Genomic DNA, 21,525 nt, shown 5'->3' on the forward strand with positions numbered 1-21,525 from the left:
ACAGCTGGTACCCCGGTCTTGTCGCGGAAGCAGCGCAGCAAAACCGAAACCTAGGGAAAGACGAACCATGCCACAAGATAACAGTCGAACTGATTTAAACCCGGAGTTCACCGCTGATTCGGTAGACATAATTTCCAGGGAAACCGTGTTTAAAGGATTTTTTACTATGGTGCGCCTGCGACTGCGCCACCGCTTGTTTCGCGGGGGTTGGAGCAATGAAATAGAGCGGGAGCTGTTTCAGCGTGGTGAGGCCGTGGGAGTCCTACTTTACGATCCTGTCAGGGACCTGTTGGCACTTACCGAGCAATTCCGTACGGGTGCCTTGGGACGCCCTGCAGGACCTTGGTGTCTTGAAGTGGTAGCCGGTATGGTGGAGAAAGGGGAGAATCTGGAGGATGTAGCGCGCAGGGAGGTGTTTGAAGAGTCTGGATGCACCGTGGACGACCTGTACTTTATCCACAGTTATATCCCCAGCCCCGGGGGCAGCTCGGAGCGGATACATCTGTATTGTGCCCTGGTAGATTTGGAGCAGGCCGAGGGCGTATTCGGCCTGGCTGAGGAAAATGAGGATATCCGTTTGCGGGTATTCCCGAGGCAGAACGTCGTAGATGCGATGCGGAGGGATTACGCCCCGGGAGAAAACCCGATAGACAATGCCACAACACTGATTTCGGTGCAGTGGCTAGAGTTAAATCGGAAACAGTTTACTCATATGACGTCACCCGCCTGAGCGGTCACAGCCTTTTGCGCTACTTTACCCGGACAAAAGGCAAACTGAGATGTAAATCACGGCGGCAATTGAATTGGAGTGTTGATAATGGCTCTAGTGCGTGAGGTAGGTGCGCGTCAGCGCAGGCAGACGAAAATGTCGCCAAATGGCAACGGTAAAGCAGTATATCGCGTCGATTTACCGTCTTATCATGCCGACTGCGACGCTAACTACCTACGTCTACTGAGGCTGTTACCTGAGCTTTCAGAGAGAGAGCAATGGTGCTATCAAATCCCTGGTGGCAGCTTAAAGCTGAGAGTGGTAGCGCGATCCAGGTACACCACAGAAGTGTCACTGGACGCAGAGGTAAATCTCAGTGAAAGCCACTGGCTAGTATCTCCCAACCTGACCGCTCGTCTCTATCACGATGCGCGGATGGCAGAGGTGATAGCAGTTAATGGCTGTGGGCCGGTAGGTGGTAAAGGAGTGGATATCGCTTACCCAAATCCCCGTATGCAGCGCGCAGATGAGAGGCCTCAGGCCAACCGTTTTCTCGGTGAGTGGCTTGAGTACTGTCTTGCAAATGGTCGCGCAGAATTTCAATTAGTGCTGGATGGCCGAAAAATTTAATTCTGCGGTAGAACACATGGATGTGATTACAAGGTGAGCAAGTGATTCGCGAGCACAATAAGCCTAGCAGGTCCGATAAGACCAATTCATATCGTCTGATCCAAATAACAGACCCACACATTGGCAGCCGGCCGGATTATCAATTACTGGGTTTGGATACCGGTCATACTTTGGATGAGGTACTGTCCGCAATCGTTTCCAGACAGCAGGCAGCGCAACTGCTGGTGGCGACAGGAGATATTAGCGCGAATGGGGCCGAGGCCTCTTACCGCCGGTTTCTTCAGAAAATGCGCAGGGTGCAGAAACCTTGGTACTGGCTACCGGGGAATCACGACTTAAGCTCTCGTATGAAACAGCTGGCCCCACAACGCTGTACAGAAGTGGTTGCCCTAGGAAATTGGCGCCTCTTGCTTCTTGATACCAGTGTTGAAAACCAGATATGTGGCGGTCTCAGCGAAGCTCAGCTTGAGCGTTTGCAGCTGCTGCTTTGGGAAACCCGGGAACACCCGGTAATGATCATGATGCACCACCAACCGGTACAGGTGGGTAGTAAGTGGATTGATGGCCATATGTTGCGCGATGGACGCGAGCAACTCTTGCAAATGGTATCCAAAGCGCCCCAAGTCAAAGCGCTCGTGTGGGGCCATGTACATCAGCAGTTTGATAATCATGAGGGTCGGGTCGGCTTACATGCGACACCTTCCACGTCTGTACAATTTACTCCGGGTAGTGGGCCTTTTGCTGTAGACGACGAGATGCCGGGATATCGTTGGTTCGATTTATATGATGACGGTAGCTATAAAACCGGGGTCGAACGGGTTGAGGTTTCAAAATACTCTGTCGATTTTGCGTCTTCCGGCTACTGAGTCACTTCTCCTTGAAATGTGCCTACTTTTTTGAAGTCCCACTTTGTGGGATTTCTATCGTTTTATTTGAGAGTTTCTAGCTCGCCTTTATTTGTAAAGCCTCCCTTTACGAACTTACCATTATCTTTTTTGTCTTCTGACCGTACAATAAAATTTCCCCAGACTTATGATCATTGATGATATTTGTTTAATGGGGCATACCAGAATCAATAGTAGTATTTGACAGTTGATAAAATACGCTAATAGGTACTGGGGTTTTATTTGCGCTACTGCCCCTCATTTCATGCGTATTTTGCAGCTACTCCGTCAGTTAAGTGGATAACATCGGGAAGTGAGGAATAATAATGAACAGAATATTTGTTTTACCGCTCATTGGCTTGGCGTTATTAGTCGGCGCCTGTGCACAGAACCCCAGTAAGGTGGGAGAGTCAAAGCTGGCAGTGCAGGAGGATAGCCAAGGTTTGGTTCCCAGATCCAGCTCGCTGGATGAAGTTGCCGCGGCCTTTGCTTTTGATATGAGCGGCTCCAAAGTGTTTATTGCCCCTGTGCAAATTGATTACACCAAGCGCTTTTCTTCGGTGCCGCGCACCCGCTACAGAGAGAAAGATTACGAGCTGGATGATAGGGACCTACAGCAGATGAATGCACTGTTGGTCAAAACGTTTGCCGAGAAGTTTCTCGAACCCCGTAACAGCGTGATAGCAGAGGAGCAGGAAGAGGCAGATTACACATTGTCCTTATCCCTGGAGAAATTTTCGGTAGCTGCGCCACTGGACCCCTCTCCCTGGACCTGGCGCGTCTACACCGAGCAGAGTGCCTATGGTGTACTGGTTGGAACTCTTTATGATCGAGAGGGCAATGCAGTGATGCGCTTCCGGGATCGCCGCGATATCGGTGAGAACTTTGGTGCCTATGGCCCGGGTGGACGCTTGGAGCGCTTTACCAGTGTTACTTTCTGGTCTGATATGCGTGTAGATATGGGGCGGGCCTTTGCCAGTTTGAATCGCACATTGCTGTGATTCCCACACGGTTTGAGGCTTCTGGTTACATAGCGCCCCCGATTGACGATATGGGCGCTATAATCACCGCCTATGCAAACTAATGATCTTCAGGGAAGGCCGGTGCTGATATATCTGCACGGCTTCCTTTCATCACCACAGTCCTTCAAATGCCAGTTGATGCGGGAACGGCTCCAGGCCCAATACCCGCATGTTACCTTCTGTGCACCGCAGATTCCTCCCTATACAGAGGAGGCGCAGAAATCTTTGGTGGCTCTTGTGGAGGATCTCCTTCGGCAGTCCGATAGGGGGCCCATTGGACTGGTAGGGAGTTCTATGGGGGGCTTTTGGTGCACTTACCTTGGTGAGCGCTTCCGATTGCCCGCTGTACTGATAAATCCTGCAGTGCGCCCCGCGCGCTTTATTCCAGCCTATGTGGGGAAGGTTTTAAAACCCTATAGCGGTGAAGAAGAGGAATTCCGTCTTACCCAGGTTGATGTAGATGCCATGCAGCGGGTACAGGCTGAATTGGAGAAGCCATTACAGAGTCGCTACTGGTTACTCGCCCAGCGCGGGGATGAAGTTCTGGATTATCGCGAAGCGCAGGATTTCTACCAAGGGCAACGCCAGACCATTGAAGACGGTGGCGATCATAGTTTTCAGGAGTTCGCACGCTATTGCGACCCTATCACCGAATTTCTATTTAACGAGCAGTAATCAATAAGAATTATGGCTAATTATTCCGCCGAAGATATTGAGGTACTCACGGGACTAGATCCGGTGCGTAAGCGCCCCGGGATGTATACCGATACCGCACGCCCAAATCACCTGGCTCAGGAGGTAATCGACAACAGTGTCGACGAAGCCCTGGCCGGACATGCCAAGAAAATTGAAGTGGTGTTACACAAGGACCACTCGCTTTCTGTCAGCGACAACGGCCGCGGTATGCCTGTCGATATCCACCCTGAGCAGGGACGGCCTGGTGTAGAGGTTATCCTCTCCACTCTGCACGCTGGCGGTAAGTTTTCCAATGATAATTACCAATTCTCCGGCGGCCTTCACGGCGTCGGTGTTTCGGTGGTTAATGCCCTCTCAAAAGTGCTGGAGGTTACTATCCAGCGAGATGGCAAGGTTCATCGCATTGGCTTTAAGGATGGTGAAAAGGCCTCCGACCTGGAAGTAGTAGGTGAGTGCGGCAAGCGCACAACAGGCACCAGTGTTCGCTTCTTGCCAGATCCCCAATATTTTGATTCCGCTAAATTTTCAGTGGTGCGCCTACGACACCTTCTGCGTGCCAAGGCGGTTCTCTGCCCGGGTCTCACGGTTACGTTTATCAATGAGCAGGATGGCGAGTCCGATGAGTGGTATTACGAAGATGGCCTCAAGGACTATTTGGCCGCTGCAAATCAGGGCTGGGAAGTACTGCCAGCAGAACCATTTGTAGGCAGTTTTGCAGCTACTACTGAGGCGGCAGACTGGGCGGTCCAATGGTTACCAGAGGGCGGAGAGGTCACCGCTGAATCCTACGTAAACTTGATTCCTACCGCTCAGGGCGGTACCCATGTCAACGGTTTGCGGGCTGGTCTGCTGGAAGCAATGCGCGAATACTGTGAAATCCGCAATCTGCTACCGCGCGGAATTAAATTGGGACCAGAAGATATTTGGAGCCAATGTTCTTACGTTCTCTCTGCCAAACTGGCTGATCCCCAATTCTCGGGCCAGACAAAAGAAAGACTTTCCTCTCGTGAAGCGACCGCATTTATTTCCGGTGTCGCCAAAGATGCATTCAGCTTGTGGCTGAATCAGCATACGGAAGAGGGCGATAAACTGGCGGAGCTATGTATTGGCAATGCGCAGAAGCGCATGCGTTCCGCGAAAAAAGTTGCGCGTAAAAAAGTCACTCAGGGGCCCGCCTTGCCTGGCAAGCTGGCAGACTGCTCCAGTGGAGATACCACGCGTTCTGAACTCTTCCTGGTGGAGGGTGATTCAGCTGGTGGCTCCGCCAAGCAGGCGCGGGATCGGGAATTCCAGGCTATCATGCCGCTGCGTGGTAAAATCCTGAATACGTGGGAAGTTGACTCTGGGGAAATTCTCGCTAGCCAGGAGGTACATGATATTGCTGTAGCCCTCGGTGTGGACCCGGGCAGCGATAACTTGGAAGGCTTGCGTTACAACAAGATCTGTATCCTCGCCGATGCTGACTCAGACGGGCTGCATATTGCTACGCTGTTATGCGCGCTTTTCTTGCGTCATTTCCGGCCGTTGGTCACTAACGGTCATGTCTATGTGGCCATGCCCCCACTGTTCCGAATTGATATCGGTAAAGACGTTTATTATGCGCTGGATGAATCTGAGAAACAGGGCATTCTCGATCGTATCAGTGCAGAAAAGAAAAAGGGCAAGATTCAGGTAACCCGATTTAAGGGATTGGGAGAAATGAATCCTATGCAATTGCGTGAAACTACGATGGATCCCAATACCCGACGTCTCGTACAGCTTTATATAGATTCAGGAGATGACAGTAATCAACTACTAGATATGCTCCTGGCTAAAAAACGTGCTGGAGACCGGAAGCAGTGGCTGGAAAGTAAGGGGAATTTGGCTGAAGTGGGTTAAGCTCTTAGCTTTCTAACATAGATATTGGTGTTGCCTTAGTGTACTAAGGCAACAGATCAATGCATATGATTAATATGGAGCGCTGAGGGGCTCTATCTCTCTTTCAGAAGTTGTATCAGTTATTCAGCTTAATGGATGCCATTTCAGCTGGATATTATTTAATTCCTTTAGTTTAAATTTTTTGTTTTAGAATGATACTTATTTAAAAGAGGCAACTTCATTGATGCGAAAATATATAGCCTTAGCATCTATGTGATATTTTCGATAAAAAGAAGTACACAAATCAATTCATTCTATTGGTTTTACTATTTTGTCATTTTCTAATTGCTTAGAGTCTAAATTTTTTTTTAAAGATGAAATAAGCACCATGTGACAAGTGCCTATATAATGTCTTGACAGTGAGACTAGCAGTTTCGGGTATTTTCAAAGTCTAAAGCGACAGCATCAAAAGTTATATAATTAATGATTGCTTGACGAGATTAAATTTTGAGTATGCTGTGGGATACATTAAGTGCCGTTGGTGAGCTTGTTGGTGCCTTTGCTGTTGTCGCATCTTTAGTCTATCTTGCCGCTTTAATAAGAGTTCAGAATAAAGAATCGAAGATTGCTTCTATGCATGAGATATCCATTGCTCATCGAGAAGCTGTGGCAGCAATTTGTGATGGACCAATGGCAGACATCTTTGCAAAGGCGATGAAGGATTTTGATTCTTTGTCGAGTGCCGATACTTTAAGGATCATTGGTTTTGTATATCGTTTTTTTAAGATCTGGGAAGAAGCTTATTTCCAATACAAGGCAAACAGGTTGGATTTTACTATTTGGGACTCAATGACTCGTCAATATACAGCATACTTATCAATGGCACCTTTTAAAAGGATATGGGAGTTGCGCTCTGAATATGTGGCTCCCGAATTCCGTGATTATGTTAATTCAAGGAAGCCAGTAGAGTTGGTTTTGCCAAATTCAATTAGAAATATGGGTGATTCCAAAGGTTAATCTTAAATCATGCCTTAATAGGGAGTTGATATATCTAGCTGTTGTAATAGGAATGGTCATATTAAATTTAGCTACTGGTAGTATCACTCTCAACAAAATCAATAATAACCTAATTGTGAAAGAGGTATTTTTCTTCCTGAGTACCAGTGGGAGTTTGTGTGACCGAAAGTCAACCCAAAATATATAATGAAAATTGTGAGGTCATGGGATTTGATAAATCCTGGATGAAACCGTGGATTCGAAAAATACGTGCAGAGCGAGCTAGAAGAGTAGTTGAGTATCTAATAGCTTGAGTTCCAAATAAGTATTGGAATGCTCATAGATTTTTTGTCATAAGAAATGAATAATACACCTTTTTAAACTGCTTTCATGTGTAAAAGGTATGAGATGCGATAAAAATAGTGCTCTATTATTTAAGCGGCTAGAAATCCATATTTCTTCTTTTTGATGCACGAAAATTTTTAAGCTGTCATCTCCTCATCGATTTATTTTGTGCAATCATGTGTGGTATCTGGCTTTAAATTTCTAAAAATATATCCGTATTTTTGTTTGCTAAGAAATTTTGAGTCACATTTCTTTATGAACATGTACCCTCAAGTTCGGACAGATGTCTAGCCATTTAAGACTTTTAGTTGGATCTGTAGTTCTAATTCAGGGAGTAAAAATATTTTTTTTAAAAAAAAGTTCACTCTGTCATTTGAATCTTGTAGGCTGCTTAAAAGTAGCAGAATATTTAGATGGCAGTTTCATTATGAGTGACTTATAAAGTCTTGGCTGCAATGTGAAGAGTGATAGTTTATAGGTTAAATTAACAAGTTATGTTTATAGGTATTGCTATTGATTTTGTATTGGTCGGTTGCTCCATTTGGTGTGCAGGATAATTGGTGCAAACCCAACAATAAAAGATAAATAGTATAGACATTGATGAGAATTTTCCACTTTGTTTGGCAGTTATTACTGCCGGATGCTGAACAAAGGTATAAGTAATAATGTCTGCTCGTCTGAGTGTTTGCTTTATATGTTTTTTATGCTGGTTATTTCGGCGTTAAAATTCATGTAAGCTATTGTGAGTTCAAGAAGTGAAATTCTAAATCTTAATTGGCAAATTAATAGTGCAGTCTGAGCCCTTAATCCTGCAAGGCTCTAAAAGAGAATAAAGCCTTTATCTATAAAAGAGGCTATTTATTTGCGAATATATGCGAAATTTATTCTAATTTTACTTCTCGCATTAGTTCTTGTTGGAGATATTTTATTGCTAAGGCGATGCGAGAGTAGTCTGTATTGTCTGTATTGATAATGAAAATTATATCTACTCCAGCACCAAGAATAAGAGAGTTTTGAAAAATGACATGATGACCTATAAGGAAAACATACGGTGAGATTTAATATTAACTTGGCAATTTTGATGTTCAGTGCATATCTTTCAGGTTGTAGTGGATCTTCGAGCGGGGGAGATGATCCAGACACAGGTGGCGAGCTTGCAGCTGCTGCGATGGCGGTCCATTATGAGAAACCTAAAACGCTAACCTTTCGCTGGAGCGATGTTTCTGGGGCAACTTATTATCAGTTATTTGAAAATGCTGATGGGCACTCTGGGTTTGAACCTATTGGAAATCCCATTGCGCCAAAAGAAGAGCGCATTGAATTAGTGGTGCCTTTATTCAAAAAGCTTAATGCCCAATACTTATTGCAAACCTGCGATGATCAGAGATGTATCGATTCTGATGCAGTAGCGATTGATCAGGATGTGATAGGTAGTATCGGTTATTTTAAACCCAGTAATACGGATGCTGACGATCAGTTTGGTTGGAATCTAGCAATTAGCGATGATGGCAACCTGCTTGCAGTAGGTGCTCCTCGCGAAGATAGCGGTGGTGACCAAGAGGATAACCTGACACCTGATTCAGGTGCAGTTTATATTTTTAGTCGGGAAGATGGCGAATGGACACAGCAAGCCTATCTTAAGTCTCCAGATCCTCAAGAAGCTGCAGAGTTTGGAACTGCATTGAGCCTTAGCGATGATGGTTATACGCTTGCAGTAGGGGCATTCAAGGAGAATGGGGAAAATGATAATTTTTCTGCGGGCGCTGTTCATATTTTTTCCCGAAGTAATGAAGGTTGGGTCCATAGCGCCCGACTTCAAGCGGACAATCAAGGAAATAATGACCTATTTGGTTATGCCCTTAGCCTTAGTGGGAATGGTTCTACTTTAGCAGTAACCGCACCCAGTGAAGATGGTGGTCTTGATGGCGATTCTATTGAAGATTCTGGAGCGGTATATGTGTTCCTTAATGAGGAGGGAAGTTGGTCACAGTATGCCTATATTAAGGCTGCTGATAGTTCTGAGGGGTTAGGTTTTGGTTCTTCGATAAGCCTTGATGATGCCGGGGCTTCATTCGCAGTTGGGGCTTATGCTGACAATACAGAGGCAGGTTCCGTTTATCTATACCAGTTGGATGGTGAATCCTGGGTAGAAGATAGCAAGATATCGGCTAGTAATCCTGTCGCTGGTGATTGGTTTGGATTTGCGCTCAATTTAAGTGGTAATGGGCAAACTCTAGCAGTTGGCGCCCCATTACAAAGTGGATCTAACAGTGGCGCTGTCTACATTTTTTCTCGAAAAGAAAACGCTTGGGAGCAAACTGCCTATTTGAAAGCTTCCAATCCTCATGTATCGGCTTACTTTGGAGAGGCGGTAAACCTGAGTGATGATGGCAGTTTTATAGCCGTGGGAGCATGGGGAGAGAAAAGCTATAGCCAAGGATTGTTCGGAGATAGTACAGACGAATCTTCAAATAAAGCAGGAGCAGTTTATACCTATATATTTAATGGCGTAGACTGGTCTAGTGAGGCTTATATTAAGGCGAGCAACACAGACTCGGGAGACAAATTTGGTGGCTCTGTTGCGCTAAGTGGAGATGGAGCTAGTTTAGCAGTAGGGGCGAACGGTGAAGGAAGTGCCGATAGTGGTTTGCTCGCAAGCCCTGAGAACAATGAAGCTTATTCTGCAGGAGCGGTTTATATTTATTGATTGGGCTGTATAATTTGTATTTACGTATAAAGTTAGTTGTTTGAGTTTAAATGGTATTGTTATCATTAATATAGACCGAACGGAATACGTACAATGTAAATTTTAGAGATCTTTATTCTAAGTATAGATTTTAGGCTGCTCAGGTAAATCAAAAGATTTTCCTAGAGCAGCAATATATCTAGAGTTTTAGCTAAAGCTTAGATGAATAGTGAAAGAAAAGGATATCTTTAATATTTATAACTCTCTTTAAGTCTGAGCTTGTAATCAAGCTCAGCTAGTGAAATGTGAGTTTGGTTCTAAATTTTAATCTCATACTTATATTTAGTTCAATTCTTTAATGCATAAGTATTCCTAATTACCACCTATGCTAAGCTAATTTTCAGCAACCTTTCTGGCATCGGTGGTGTCCGAAGTGAGACAAAGACAAGTCGGGGAATAAGTGCTGACAAATTAAATCTCCGATTAAATCGGTATTGGAACTCAGCCAAATAACGCTGTGCATACTTCGGTCTAATTGCATGGTAGGTGCTACGTAGAGCACTCTTTAAATTACCGAGAACCGTATTCACCCAATAAAATTCAGGCTCCTCAACGGAACTCCGACCGCCACCACAAACGATCTTGTCATGTGCACATCCGGCAGCTGTAACGGCATTGAAACACGCAAGGCCATCAGAGATCACTGTACTGCCGTTACAGAGGTGTTTTTTGCTCCAGGCAGAAATTTCACTGCTCCTGAATCCCTTGACAATAGAGAGCTTGATGCGTGTTGGCCGTCCTTCCTTAGTAGTTTCAACCGCAGCCACAAAGGGCGTTTTACCCTTAGCCCCACGCCCGGGTTTGCATCCTGTACGCTCTCCCCCGAGATAGGCATCATCCAGCTCAATAAAGCCAGATAGCTTGTATTGGTGGTCTCGCTCCATCATCACCTGCATGAGTTTGTGCTTCATACGCCAAGTTGCGTTGTATGAGATACCCAAATGACGTGACAACTCCATACAAGAGATACCTTTCTTATCCTGAGTGATGAGAAAAATCCCAAGGAACCAAGTAGTTAGGGGCAACTTGGTGGAATCGAAGATTGTGCGGGAAGTAATCGATGTCTGGCGCCGACATCGATTACATTGTTTGAGCTTTCGGTGAGATAGATCACAATGCTTGTCATGACCACAGTGAGGACAAGAAAACCCGTTTGGCCAACGCCACTGGCAGAGAGCCTCGAAACACTGCTCTTCAGTACCATATTCTTTAAGGAATTGGGTCAAACTAATGCCTTTTTGGAACTGTACCTTGTTGCGAGCCATGATCTATTCCCTACGTCTAACTGTATTTATATACAGTTAGATATGGCTTTGCAAGGGTGGTAATTGGGTAAGTATTTGTTCGCTTTTTCTTGAGTAGATGGCGCGAAGTACTTTTTTGCTAATCTGAGGCAGTCCTTCTATCGATATTGGGGAGGCAGCAAAATGTGTGGGCTGCTAGCTGTATTTTCAAATACCGTTGTATACAACCGGGAACAGATTTATCGAGCATTACAGACTCTTTCCCATCGAGGGCCTGATGGTGAAGGGTTCTGGTCATCAGGAGATGGACGGGCCTGGCTGGCTCATAAGCGCCTCAGTATCATTGACTTGGAAGGTGGTCAGCAGCCACTATTGAGTGATGATGGAGAGGTAGCCTGCATTGTTAATGGTGAATTTTATAATTATTTAGAGATAAAAGATGATTTGATAAGGCGGAATTATCGTTTTCTTACACAATCGGATAGTGAAATACTTATCGGCCTATATCAAGAGTTTGGTGTTTATTGCCTGGAATATCTACGAGGAGAATTTTCTTTCGTACTTTACGATAAAAGAAAAAACTTAATATTTTCTGCTCGAGATAGGTTTGGAATAAAACCTCTATTTTATTGTTGGGTAGATGGATGCTTGTGTTTTGCATCAGAAGTTAAGGCCTTCAAAGCGCTTGGCTTGCCGATAGATTGGAATCCACATACTTTTTGGCAAGAAATTAGCTTCTTGCATGCTCCAGCTTCTAGTTTGTTTAAAAATATTCATGAGCTTCCTCCTGGTCATTATGGTTTGGCCTATTTGGATGATCTACAATTTTCGACTCATATTTATTGGAATTTACACTTCCCCACTATTGCGGAACAAGGAAGTAATGTTTTCGATGAGAAAGAGGTTATTAGTGAGGTGCGCAAGCGCTTCTCTGAATCGATTAAGTTAAGGCTCAAAGCTGATGTACCTGTTGCCTGCTATTTGAGTGGTGGCATAGATGCCTCTTCCGTGCTTGGTATAGCGCAAGGTATGGTGGATAAGCCGATCGATGCATTCACCTTATCTTTTGATCATCCGGCCTATGATGAGTCCTCTAACGCAAAATCCATGACTGATTACTTGGGAAGTAATTATCACCCTGTTGAAATTGATAGTGACACACTGATCAGTTGCTTTGAGGATACTGCTTATACCGGCGAAAAAATGTTCTTTAACGGTAACGCTATCACTAAATATGTTCTAAGCCGAGTTGTTCGAGAGCACGGTTATAAAGTGGTTCTTACTGGGGATGGAGCAGATGAAGTATTTGCTGGTTACGGTTGGTTCAGGCAAGATTTTATCGAATATTATTTAGATACAATTCCAAAAAAAGAAAAGCAAGCTATCTTGCAGAAATTGCAGTCTGGTGATCCTGTTTCCGAAGGCGTTTTTATGGCCTCTACAAGACTGCATCAGTCACAGGTGGTGAATTCAGCCCTTGGCTTCTTTCCAAACTGGATGCAGAGCTTTATGGATATGGGCAAAAAGATATTCCCATTGTTTTGTGAGGATTATGCCAAGTATATACAGCACTTACAGCCTGCAGAAACCCTGTTGGAACACTTGGGAGGTGCCTTTTCGGTTAAGAACAGGTCTATTTTATCAAAAAGTCTATATACCTTTACCAAGTCTATGCTGCCCCACTATGTTCTTACAATGATGGGGGATAGAACAGAAATGGCTCACTCTATCGAAGGGCGCCTACCGTTTCTGGATCATCACCTGGTTGAGTATGTCTCAGTATTGCCGGATAAATACAAGATTCGCGGGTTAACGGAGAAATATATACTCAGAGAAGCCATGAAACCTGTGTTAACAGAGCAAGTATACAAGAAGCAAAAACAGCCTCTTTGGACTCCGCCACTTACGGATAAGAAAAACAGGAAACTTTATGAATATATGAAGGATATTGTTCATAGCCGTGCTACTTTGGATATGCCGTTTTTGGACCATAAGAAGGCAATTAGATTTTTTGAGAAGAGTGATAGCTTATTGAAAGCCGATCAGAATGTTGTTGATGCTGTAAAATACCTTATCGTGAGTGGCATTTTGTTGCACAAGCGATTGGTTATGTCTTAGGATTTAATTTTCTACTTTTGATGGTTTTGATGGTTTACTCCAGATATTAAAATAAAAGGTAAAATAACCATTCTTTAGCAGGAGCTGCAGTGCAGGAGTTTCTCAAAATTGAGCCCGAATAAAATACTTCTATCCGGGCGTTTTGGTATTCTAGTTTCTCCCAGCAATTACCCCGCCATCAGCGTCCCAAATGGCTCCAGTTACCCAACTTGCTTTGTCGCTTAAAAGAAAGTCTACGACATCAGCGATGTCCTTGGGGGTACCAACTCTGCCAATAGGGTGAAAGCTATCGAAGGAGGCAAGTACTTGGTCTATTTCCCCTGGATCGATAAAGGATTCATAAATAGGCGTCTTAACCACCGCAGGGGATACTGCATTAACCCGAATATTGTGATCGGCCAGCTCCATTGCCATATGTTGGGTGAGCGAATGCAAACCGGCTTTGGCCATAGAATAGGCGGAGGAGGGCGTTGCCTTTACAGATTGCTTGGCCCACATGGAGCCAATATTCACTACACTGCCTCCGCCGTTGTCTACCATGTTTCTTGTTACGGCCTGGCTAATAAAGAAGGTGGCACGATTGAGGTCGAGATAAGTATCGTAGTCAGCCCGAGTATGTTCAAGAAATGCAGTAGGATTAAAATATCCAGCGGCGTTTACCAGGTATTTAAAATGATGATTACTGGATTTTATATATTCGATAATCTTGCTGATATCAGCCTGTTGATAGAGGTCTGCCTGAAGTGCTTCAGCAGAGCCCATCTGAGTTAATTTACTGTGGGCTCTTTCAAGTTTGTTGAGATTATTGCCAATAATAACTGTGTGAACTCCCTGTTTCACCAGCAGGTTTGCAATGGCGAGTCCCATACCACTGGAACCGCCAACGATTAAGGCAACTTCTTTTTGTTCAGCAGACTCTGGTCTTTTAGTGGAGTCACTCATATTATTTCCTCACTGAGATATGCTCATTACGTGAGTGGAGTTTAGAAAAGAACCGGATAGGTTGAAAAGTAAGCACAAAATGGTGCACTAGTTACTTTTTGGTAAGTATTGATGAAATCAGAGAAAAATATGCTCACGCGAAAGCGCCCGCCCAAGAGAAGTGCCAGAATGGTTGAGACTATCTATGGCTGTAAATGGTCCCTTACTGTCTATCAGCTTCTGGCTAGAGGGGTAAATCGACCGGGGGAAATGGTTCGCAGCGTTGAGGGTTTGACTACCAAGGTCCTGAATGAATGTTTACGTAGAAATATGGAGTTCGGGATACTGGAGCGGATCAGCTATGCAGAGATTCCTCCTCGGGTGGAATATAACGTTACAGAATTTGGACAGAAATTTCTGAGAATTCTGGACGACTTGGAAAAGCTACAAGAGGAAATTGACGGCTCAGAATTATCTGAAAGTAAATAACTTTATCCCACCAATACCTTCGAGTTACACTAAGTGTCTAAATGATACTTGTCTCTCCCTATGAATGAAAAAGACTATATAGTTCGCTATGAGAAGCGTAACTTTGACGCTCCTTTAGTTACTGTGGATACAGTTCTATTTACCTATCACGAAGGCTTTCTCAAGGTGTTATTGGTTAAGCGCTCTGCTCACCCAGAGAAAGGGAAGTGGGCTTTGCCTGGAGGATTTGTCTCTGAAACCGAAGATAATAGTCTGGAGGCGACAGCTAACCGAAAGCTAAAAGAAAAGACATCAGTTAAACCACCCTATTTAGAGCAGCTTTATACTTTTGGAGGGCCCAGCAGGGATAAACGGGGGTGGTCGGTAACGGTTGCCTATACTGCCTTGATTGCCCACCAATGCTGTGCAAGTGCAATCAATACTGTGTCGAGTGTGGACTGGTTGCCTTATTCTCAGATATCTCAATTATCTCTGGCTTTTGATCATCAGGAAATTATTAGTCGTGCCCATGAGCGTTTGGTTCAAAAAGCGCTCTATACTATTGTGCCTGCATTTGCATTACCGGAAACTTTTACCTTGCCAGAGTTGCAGCAAGTACATGAGACAATAATTGGGAAACCAATACAGAAAAAATCATTTCGCAGGCGAATTGAGCAGGCAAATCTGTTAGTGGATACTGGTGAAAAACGTTCCGAAAAAGGTCGGCCTGCAGCGCTCTATCGTTTGAGTGAAAGCTCCGCTGATTATAAATTTATAAGAAATTTAGAGCTTTAACTAAAAAATAGTTTAGCTTCTTAAGATAAAAAATTATTAACTAATTTTTTATCTAGCTCAATCAAGTATTGGTATCCATAAGTACTATTTTCCAGGCCAGAGAGTAAACTAAAAGGAAGTTCCGAATCGTACTCTCTGGTAAGTGCTGCAAGCCCGCAGGCAATAGCGGCGACACTATCAGTATCACCACCAAAATCTATACAGGTCTTCAATAGTCCAAGGAAGTCTCGATTACTTTGTAGTGCTGTATTTACCGCAGCCAAGGTTTCTAAGGCATCACAGTTGACCTTGCCAGACCAGCTTCCTATTAATTTTAGGTTGAGCTTTCTCTCAATAAGCTTGGGCAACTCAATTAGAGCTGATTTTTGGTAGATTAATAGATGTGCCATTAGGGCAACTGCTTGAGCAGATAAGATCCCCTCTTCTGTATTGTGCGTAACGCTAGCTTGGCATTTAGCCACTGTTAGTAGTTGATCAATATCGGGAATGAGCCCTAGGGGTACTGAGCGCATTGCAGCACCGTTACGTTTGCTGTGAGGCCTTATCTTGCGAGTTAAATCCTTTCCAGTTTCACAGCTATCGAGAAGGCTTTGAAAGCCTGATGCATATCCAAGGCGAGGATCACGCTTATAAGTGTGGATAAAAACTTGCGCAAAATCCGACTCTTGGGGATTCGACCTCTCAAGAAGGAGCTCAGCAATAGCCAAGCTCATCTGAGTATCGTCGGTATAACAACCGGGTTTGATGCCAAGGGGATGAGAGATATACCCGTTAGCATGATTGTTATTGTTAATAATCTCACGGCTACAAAACTCAAATCCGGCTCCGTAGGCATCTCCAACTGCAATTTCCAATAACATCAAAGCCCCCTAAAAGATTACCGATTAGTTAATATTAACTGGCAACAGCCAATATATCTCTACCCTCAACAATAACTGCCCGCCCTCGAATAGTATCCAGGTCTTGTTCTATGAGTAATTTCCCGTTGCGGTATACGGTTTTTAGCAGATTATTACGGCCGCCAATATCTTGCTCACGAATAGTGTAGGGCGTTCCGTCGGTACGATTTATTAATGCCAAGCGCCCTCTCTTGGAGCGCTTACCGCTATCGGTGGCGGGATCTTTGTAAACATCCCGCCATAGGCCATCGACTCGAACCGCACTGGCTTTCATGGCGAACCTCATGGTATCCCGGTTAACTTTTTGTAAAAGCTCACCTCCCATACCGAAGCTAATATTTTCAGCGCTCTGTTTTCTGGCCTTCATTGCGCTGAGGATGCCCTCAATGGTGTGTAGAGAAATCCCGTCACCCTGGATCACCCGAATAAAGTCAGGAAGTACTCGGAAACCTTTACTATTAATGGTCGCTCCGAATATTCTCATCAAGCGCTCAATAGTCTGAGTGACTATATCAACGGGATCGCCGCTATCCGGGCGAATTACCAGGGTGCCGCCATTATTTTCTACCCTCTCTTTTAATTCACCGCCCCAGATATTCTCGATTGCACTCCAAAGATCGTAGCTGTCACTCACTACGGCGACCAGACAATTGTCACCGCTGAATTGCGTCAGCATATTTTCATAGGCTTTGGCTTCCTGCTCGCGTCCCCAACTGGTCATGGTGCTGTGCTCTGCAGCGGGTATTGAAAATCCGGCCATTGGGGCTGCGTAGTAGCGGCGGCCGGCGAGTACGGCGGCAATGGTGTCTGTGCCTTGGAAATTTACCAGGTGGGCCAGGCCCCCAATCGCAGCTGTCTCTTCGCTGCTAGCACCGCGTGCGCCAAAGTCATGTAGCTTGAAGGGCAGTGAGTCGAGGCCCTCAGCAGTTTCCAGTAAATATCGTTGAATGACCTTTTTGGCTTCCCGGCTTTGGGTGGCAACTGTGGTGGGGTACCAAATTGCGCGCAGCAGGGCGGTTTCGATATAGCTGGTTAGCCAGAAGCACTTGGGGTCTGTATTGACTACTTGGACTAAGACATTCCTAGTCGGGATAACGCTGCCCTCGGGAACTGCTTGAATCTCAATGGGCAGGTAACCCTGATGCTCCTGGAGAATGTATTCCCATCCCTCGCGATTAAATGGCAGGCCATGGGCCAGAAAGAGCTCCTCTGCCTCTTCGATGTGCTCTGCGTTGATCGGGGTAGTCAGGTACTGCTTGATAAATGCCTGTAGGCCAAAGAAAACAGCCTCTTTGAACTGGCCGCCCCGGCTCTCGATATAGCTGCTGACATACTGGGTTCCCTCTGGGTACTGAAGGTAGTGGCTGGTTTTATAGCTGTCGACATTCAGGATTGGGTTGTACTGGTTCATCGCGGAAATCCTCCGTGAGTAGTTGTTAGCACCGGTCTCTCCAGTGCGGGCCTTGCCAATTATTGTCCAAAGGACACTAACTAAGTTAATAGTGTCTTTTCGATACTAAGCTGTCAAGTATTGGCGTGTTTTTTTGGGTATTGGTGGAGGTAATGCGAGTTGTTGAATGTGCAAGAGGCGGCAATTGGCCACCTCTTACAAGCTTTAGGCACCGCCAATCAGGGATTGAATGATGTAATAGTGGTCTTCAAATAGCTGCTGAGGGTCCAGATCAGCGAGGGGAACCCAGCGGGCATGGCGAGCGTCGTCACCGCCCTTTACCTTGGGAAGCTGTTGGCTGGGAGCCAGTTCTATGTAATAGGCGTGCGTGATGGTCCTTCCACGGGCCGAGCGATAGGGTTCATCGAATACATCCTGCCGGCGTATAGATCCTTTCAACACTGGTGTCGGGACTTTAAGGCGTGTTTCCTCTCGCAATTCTCGCAGGCAAGCATCGATCAGTCGCTCACCGGGGTCGACAAAACCACCGGGCAGCGCCCATAAACCCCGCCCGGGAAAAGCTCGTCGCTCTATCAGCAGGATATGGCCAGATTGGACCACTACAGCATCGACAGTAACGTGAGTTGGCGGATAGGGAGCGGTGGCCCAGGAGGATCTGTAGCGCTGGATAAATGCCATTTCTTCGCGCATCTCGCCGTAGGCTGGATTGGTCTCCACAAACTCTCTTAAAGCGCCAACAGTGCCCTCTGGCAATTGCATTTCCTGACTGAGTGAATTCAACAAGCTATCGGCGCTGTCGGTAAATAGTGCCTCCCTAAAGGGGGTTGCACTGATTTCGTTGTGATTCTCCACCCCAAGGGATTCCCACTGGGGGAAGAGGTTGAGGTAAAAACCGCTCTGGTCTTTCTGGTGCCCGATTAATGCAATTTGAGGTGGCTTGTGGGGAATGGTGTGATGAGCGGTCACTATGCCGTTAACGGAGTTTTGTACATTGCGTACCCACAGCTCATCGTTATAGGGCACATCCATTAAAGGTAGGCAGGTCAGGCGCTTGTTGTCACTCTCGCTTAAGCTTTTCCTGATAAATTGTTCCCGCTCGCGATGAGTCCAGGGGTTGCGAGGGTTGCGGGGCTGGTTGGCGGAGCCTATCAGGATAATCAGGTGCTGGGCCTGAGCTAATCCGCACTGGACTACTTTTAGATGTCCGGAATGAAATGGCTGGAATCGACCGATGAAAACGGCAAAATCGTAGTGCTGGGCCATAGCAGCAAGCTCCTTGCTGTGAATAAACCCCGGTCTCTCCAGGGCTTGAATAATAGGTCTTGAAATATTATGTGTCCAATAGACACTAATGGCAAGTGGGCTTAAATTCAATTTTTAGTGGTTTATCGAAGAGGTGGGGTTATATTCCAGTGTTCGAGCCGATTTACTTTTTTCGAGTGTGTGAGTAGAACTGATGTGCCGCTGGTTGTTGTTCATTTCCTTATTGAGTTTGGAAGCCTTTGCGCAGGAAATAGAACCATTTACTACTGATGGTTGTAGCGCATTTCCCGATGGAACTTTTGATCAACAGGAGTTGTGGCTCGACTGCTGTATTGCCCATGATTATGCCTACTGGAAAGGGGGCACATACGATGAACGCGAGCAGGCGGATAAAGATCTTGAAGTCTGTGTAGCTGGAACCGGGGAAGAAGAAGTTGCACTAATGATGTTACTTGGAGTTCGGGTTGGCGGTACGCCTTTTTTACCCACCCCATTTCGCTGGGGGTATGGCTGGCCCTATTTGCGTGGCTACAAGGCTTTGTCACCGGTGGAATTACAGGCAATAAAAAAATCAGAAGGTGAACTTTGACGATAATCAGGAAAAGCTAGTCACAGAGACAAATTGTTCGCGTTTATTTGAGGTACTTTATTCAATAGGACTAACAGTTAAAGCCTGTAAATAAATATCTGCAAAACCCTCCTTGAGCCACTGCATCAAATTGCGCACCCGTAATAATTGGTGGCGTAGGGGCGGGCATACCATCGAGAGCTCGGTAGACTCAGACCAGCCGGGCAGAATTTCAACCAGGCGTCCACTGGCAATATCTGCCTGGACATAGATATCTGCTAGCCGGGTAATTCCAAGTCCCTCAATTGCAGCGCGATGCATTACCCTTCCGCTAATCAATTTAGTGCTGTTTTCAACTTGCACAACCTGTTGATTCTTACCTCGTGTTAGCAGCCATTGATCCACACTGCCGGAAATTAGCGGTACAGATGCTAGGTCAGCAGGTTTTTCTATAGGTCCATATTCCTGAAGGAACTTTGGGCTGGCTACGTATCGGGTTTTGATAGTGTGAAGTTTACGCACGATTAGAGAGGAGTCCGGCAAACTGCCCATACGAATAACCAAATCGTACTGGTCTTGAATCAAATCTACTCGGGTGCTGGAAAAGTCCAGATGAACTCTAACTCCTGGATTGGCCTGCTGAAACTTGATCACCAGCGGAGCAATTAAGCTCTCCCCGATAACGCCACCAACAGCGTTTATGCGGATGTTTCCCTCCAGTCCCCCCTTTGATTCACTGGCCCAATCGGCGGCTGAATCCAACTGCTGCATCGCTTGCTTGCAACGCAAATAGTAACCCTCACCAATCTCGGTAAGACGCAGTTGTCTTGTCGTGCGGTAGAGAAGCTGTATATCCAGGGTTGTTTCCAGCTCAGTGACCAGTTGGCTCAAATTGGCCTTGGAAAAGCCGCTGTCCCGCGCTGCAGCGGTGAAGCTTCCGGCATCGGCCACCTGAATAAATGCACGAATAGCGCGCCATGAGATATTGTTCATAAAAACCAAACAATGTTTTCTAATTGGTTGGGCTAATCATATTAGTCGGAATTCCTATACTGGGTCTACTTAAACAAAACTATCCGCCGGGATAACTCATTGAAGGAGAGAGAGCCCATGTCCAAACCACTCGTTGTTATTACTGGAGCCAGTTCAGGTATTGGTGCTGCCATTGCCCAACATATGTCTGCTGCCGGGCACCCACTATTATTGTTGGCAAGGCGTGTGGACAAACTGGAAGCTTTAAATCTGCCAAATACTCTTTGCAGGAAAGTGGATGTGACTGATATGGCAGCCTTGCGCGAGGCAATTCGTGAGGCTGAGACTCAGTTCGGCCCGGTTGACTGTCTGATTAACAATGCTGGCAAAATGTTACTGGGCAATATTGAAACCCAGAACCCCGATGAGTGGCGGCAAATGTTTGATGTGAATGTATTGGCCTTGCTTAACGGTATGCAGGCGGTTTTGGATGATATGAAAACTCGTCATTCCGGGACCATTATCAATATCAGTTCTATTGCTGGAGTAAAAACATTTATCAATCATGCTGCGTACTGTGGTACCAAGTATGCTGTCTCTGCTATTGGTGAAACCGTGCGTGAGGAAGTGGCACCTACCGGAGTACGTGTAATGACCATATGCCCTGGCGCGGTGGAAACAGAGCTGCTAAGCCACACTACCTCAGCAGAAATTATTGAGGCCTATCAACAATGGAAAGAATCCATTGGTGGTGCAATTAATGCAGAGGATATTGCTCGCACAGCTATGTTCATGTACTCCCAGCCCCAGCATGTAAATATTCGCGAGGTTCAAATTGCAGCAACAGGGCAGGGACAGTAATCCTGATTTTGTACCGCGCAAACACTAATCGTTTTTCCAAGCAATATTTCTTTTGCTAATATTCCCAACTTAAGCCAGCTAACCGGAGCTGGCTTAGGCTGGAATGGATAGTAAAGGATA

General features: G+C 45.6%; 19 protein-coding genes. 13 read left to right on the plus strand and 6 right to left on the minus strand.

Annotation, left to right across the window (positions count from 1 at the left end; translation table 11 throughout):
* Nucleotides 1-67 precede the first annotated feature (67 nt).
* From ACJJIW_RS08545 to ACJJIW_RS08580, 8 genes are all read left to right on the plus strand, one after another.
* Complete coding sequence (locus ACJJIW_RS08545) at nucleotides 68-730, plus strand: NUDIX domain-containing protein (RefSeq protein WP_282931015.1); 663 nt, start codon at nucleotides 68-70, stop codon at nucleotides 728-730.
* An 87-nt stretch (nucleotides 731-817) separates the two neighbouring features.
* Entirely contained in the window at nucleotides 818-1,339 is a 522-nt protein-coding gene (locus tag ACJJIW_RS08550) for a DUF1249 domain-containing protein (RefSeq protein ID WP_282931016.1), read from the plus strand.
* A 41-nt stretch (nucleotides 1,340-1,380) separates the two neighbouring features.
* Nucleotides 1,381-2,205 (plus strand): 3',5'-cyclic-AMP phosphodiesterase, encoded by an 825-nt coding sequence (gene cpdA, locus ACJJIW_RS08555; RefSeq protein WP_282931017.1) that lies wholly within the window; start codon nucleotides 1,381-1,383, stop codon nucleotides 2,203-2,205.
* 344 nt (nucleotides 2,206-2,549) lie between these two features.
* Entirely contained in the window at nucleotides 2,550-3,224 is a 675-nt protein-coding gene (locus ACJJIW_RS08560; RefSeq protein ID WP_444937106.1) for a hypothetical protein, read from the plus strand.
* A 102-nt stretch (nucleotides 3,225-3,326) separates the two neighbouring features.
* Nucleotides 3,327-3,920 carry a YqiA/YcfP family alpha/beta fold hydrolase gene (locus ACJJIW_RS08565; protein WP_444937107.1) on the plus strand — a complete coding sequence of 198 codons (594 nt, stop codon included), beginning with the start codon at nucleotides 3,327-3,329 and terminating at the stop codon, nucleotides 3,918-3,920.
* A gap of 12 nt (nucleotides 3,921-3,932) precedes the next feature.
* Nucleotides 3,933-5,819 carry a DNA topoisomerase IV subunit B gene (gene parE, locus ACJJIW_RS08570; protein WP_282931020.1) on the plus strand — a complete coding sequence of 629 codons (1,887 nt, stop codon included), beginning with the start codon at nucleotides 3,933-3,935 and terminating at the stop codon, nucleotides 5,817-5,819.
* Nucleotides 5,820-6,305: 486 nt separating this feature from the next.
* Nucleotides 6,306-6,815 (plus strand): hypothetical protein, encoded by a 510-nt coding sequence (locus ACJJIW_RS08575; RefSeq protein ID WP_282931021.1) that lies wholly within the window; start codon nucleotides 6,306-6,308, stop codon nucleotides 6,813-6,815.
* A 1,375-nt stretch (nucleotides 6,816-8,190) separates the two neighbouring features.
* The gene (locus ACJJIW_RS08580; RefSeq protein WP_282931022.1) at nucleotides 8,191-9,846 is read left to right on the plus strand and encodes a hypothetical protein; all 1,656 of its coding nucleotides are present in this window, start codon (nucleotides 8,191-8,193) and stop codon (nucleotides 9,844-9,846) included.
* A 362-nt stretch (nucleotides 9,847-10,208) separates the two neighbouring features.
* On the opposite strand, the gene ACJJIW_RS08585 is transcribed toward ACJJIW_RS08580, so the two are convergent.
* Nucleotides 10,209-11,150: an IS1595 family transposase gene (locus tag ACJJIW_RS08585; protein ID WP_444893221.1), complete on the minus strand. Its 942-nt coding sequence runs from the start codon at nucleotides 11,148-11,150 to the stop codon at nucleotides 10,209-10,211.
* A gap of 162 nt (nucleotides 11,151-11,312) precedes the next feature.
* Here ACJJIW_RS08585 and asnB point away from each other — a divergent pair, with 162 nt between their 5' ends.
* Nucleotides 11,313-13,247: an asparagine synthase (glutamine-hydrolyzing) gene (asnB, locus tag ACJJIW_RS08590; RefSeq protein ID WP_444937108.1), complete on the plus strand. Its 1,935-nt coding sequence runs from the start codon at nucleotides 11,313-11,315 to the stop codon at nucleotides 13,245-13,247.
* Between the two features lie 150 nt (nucleotides 13,248-13,397).
* Here asnB and ACJJIW_RS08595 read toward each other — a convergent pair whose 3' ends face one another.
* Nucleotides 13,398-14,189, minus strand: a complete 792-nt coding sequence (locus tag ACJJIW_RS08595; RefSeq protein ID WP_282931025.1) for an SDR family NAD(P)-dependent oxidoreductase — start codon at nucleotides 14,187-14,189, stop codon at nucleotides 13,398-13,400.
* Nucleotides 14,190-14,300: 111 nt separating this feature from the next.
* Here ACJJIW_RS08595 and ACJJIW_RS08600 point away from each other — a divergent pair, with 111 nt between their 5' ends.
* Together ACJJIW_RS08600 and ACJJIW_RS08605 are read left to right on the plus strand one after the other, a co-directional pair.
* Complete coding sequence (locus ACJJIW_RS08600) at nucleotides 14,301-14,657, plus strand: winged helix-turn-helix transcriptional regulator (protein ID WP_282931026.1); 357 nt, start codon at nucleotides 14,301-14,303, stop codon at nucleotides 14,655-14,657.
* A gap of 60 nt (nucleotides 14,658-14,717) precedes the next feature.
* The gene (locus tag ACJJIW_RS08605; protein ID WP_444937109.1) at nucleotides 14,718-15,431 is read left to right on the plus strand and encodes an NUDIX hydrolase; all 714 of its coding nucleotides are present in this window, start codon (nucleotides 14,718-14,720) and stop codon (nucleotides 15,429-15,431) included.
* 20 nt (nucleotides 15,432-15,451) lie between these two features.
* Here ACJJIW_RS08605 and ACJJIW_RS08610 read toward each other — a convergent pair whose 3' ends face one another.
* The 3 genes from ACJJIW_RS08610 to ACJJIW_RS08620 all read right to left on the minus strand — a co-directional run bounded on the left by ACJJIW_RS08610 (nucleotide 15,452) and on the right by ACJJIW_RS08620 (nucleotide 19,115).
* Complete coding sequence (locus tag ACJJIW_RS08610; protein WP_444937110.1) at nucleotides 15,452-16,291, minus strand: ADP-ribosylglycohydrolase family protein; 840 nt, start codon at nucleotides 16,289-16,291, stop codon at nucleotides 15,452-15,454.
* 34 nt (nucleotides 16,292-16,325) lie between these two features.
* Nucleotides 16,326-17,741 carry a nicotinate phosphoribosyltransferase gene (locus tag ACJJIW_RS08615; RefSeq protein WP_444937111.1) on the minus strand — a complete coding sequence of 472 codons (1,416 nt, stop codon included), beginning with the start codon at nucleotides 17,739-17,741 and terminating at the stop codon, nucleotides 16,326-16,328.
* 204 nt (nucleotides 17,742-17,945) lie between these two features.
* Nucleotides 17,946-19,115 carry a bifunctional nicotinamide-nucleotide adenylyltransferase/Nudix hydroxylase gene (locus tag ACJJIW_RS08620; protein ID WP_444934326.1) on the minus strand — a complete coding sequence of 390 codons (1,170 nt, stop codon included), beginning with the start codon at nucleotides 19,113-19,115 and terminating at the stop codon, nucleotides 17,946-17,948.
* Between the two features lie 82 nt (nucleotides 19,116-19,197).
* Here ACJJIW_RS08620 and ACJJIW_RS08625 point away from each other — a divergent pair, with 82 nt between their 5' ends.
* Nucleotides 19,198-19,593 (plus strand): hypothetical protein, encoded by a 396-nt coding sequence (locus ACJJIW_RS08625; RefSeq protein WP_108734714.1) that lies wholly within the window; start codon nucleotides 19,198-19,200, stop codon nucleotides 19,591-19,593.
* A 57-nt stretch (nucleotides 19,594-19,650) separates the two neighbouring features.
* On the opposite strand, the gene ACJJIW_RS08630 is transcribed toward ACJJIW_RS08625, so the two are convergent.
* On the minus strand, nucleotides 19,651-20,565 hold the full coding sequence (locus ACJJIW_RS08630; RefSeq protein WP_444934325.1) for a LysR family transcriptional regulator: 915 nt from the start codon (nucleotides 20,563-20,565) through the stop codon (nucleotides 19,651-19,653).
* 117 nt (nucleotides 20,566-20,682) lie between these two features.
* Between ACJJIW_RS08630 and ACJJIW_RS08635 the strand changes: the two genes are divergently transcribed.
* Nucleotides 20,683-21,405, plus strand: coding sequence for an SDR family oxidoreductase (locus ACJJIW_RS08635; protein WP_444934324.1), 723 nt, complete (start codon nucleotides 20,683-20,685; stop codon nucleotides 21,403-21,405).
* Nucleotides 21,406-21,525 lie beyond the last annotated feature (120 nt).

The sequence above is a fragment of the Microbulbifer maximicatervae (SeqCode) genome (assembly GCF_052467815.1).

What these genes read in the sequence shown, in the direction of transcription:
- ACJJIW_RS08545 (WP_282931015.1), top strand. Translation starts at nt 68, where the DNA reads ATGCCACAAGATAACAGTCGAACTGATTTAAACCCGGAGTTCACCGCT.
- ACJJIW_RS08550 (WP_282931016.1), top strand. Translation starts at nt 818, where the DNA reads ATGGCTCTAGTGCGTGAGGTAGGTGCGCGTCAGCGCAGGCAGACGAAA.
- ACJJIW_RS08560 (WP_444937106.1), top strand. Translation starts at nt 2,550, where the DNA reads ATGAACAGAATATTTGTTTTACCGCTCATTGGCTTGGCGTTATTAGTC.
- parE (WP_282931020.1), top strand. Translation starts at nt 3,933, where the DNA reads ATGGCTAATTATTCCGCCGAAGATATTGAGGTACTCACGGGACTAGAT.
- ACJJIW_RS08585 (WP_444893221.1), bottom strand. Translation starts at nt 11,150, where the DNA reads ATGGCTCGCAACAAGGTACAGTTCCAAAAAGGCATTAGTTTGACCCAA.
- asnB (WP_444937108.1), top strand. Translation starts at nt 11,313, where the DNA reads ATGTGTGGGCTGCTAGCTGTATTTTCAAATACCGTTGTATACAACCGG.
- ACJJIW_RS08595 (WP_282931025.1), bottom strand. Translation starts at nt 14,189, where the DNA reads ATGAGTGACTCCACTAAAAGACCAGAGTCTGCTGAACAAAAAGAAGTT.
- ACJJIW_RS08600 (WP_282931026.1), top strand. Translation starts at nt 14,301, where the DNA reads ATGAAATCAGAGAAAAATATGCTCACGCGAAAGCGCCCGCCCAAGAGA.
- ACJJIW_RS08605 (WP_444937109.1), top strand. Translation starts at nt 14,718, where the DNA reads ATGAATGAAAAAGACTATATAGTTCGCTATGAGAAGCGTAACTTTGAC.
- ACJJIW_RS08610 (WP_444937110.1), bottom strand. Translation starts at nt 16,291, where the DNA reads ATGTTATTGGAAATTGCAGTTGGAGATGCCTACGGAGCCGGATTTGAG.
- ACJJIW_RS08615 (WP_444937111.1), bottom strand. Translation starts at nt 17,741, where the DNA reads ATGAACCAGTACAACCCAATCCTGAATGTCGACAGCTATAAAACCAGC.
- ACJJIW_RS08625 (WP_108734714.1), top strand. Translation starts at nt 19,198, where the DNA reads ATGTGCCGCTGGTTGTTGTTCATTTCCTTATTGAGTTTGGAAGCCTTT.
- ACJJIW_RS08630 (WP_444934325.1), bottom strand. Translation starts at nt 20,565, where the DNA reads ATGAACAATATCTCATGGCGCGCTATTCGTGCATTTATTCAGGTGGCC.
- ACJJIW_RS08635 (WP_444934324.1), top strand. Translation starts at nt 20,683, where the DNA reads ATGTCCAAACCACTCGTTGTTATTACTGGAGCCAGTTCAGGTATTGGT.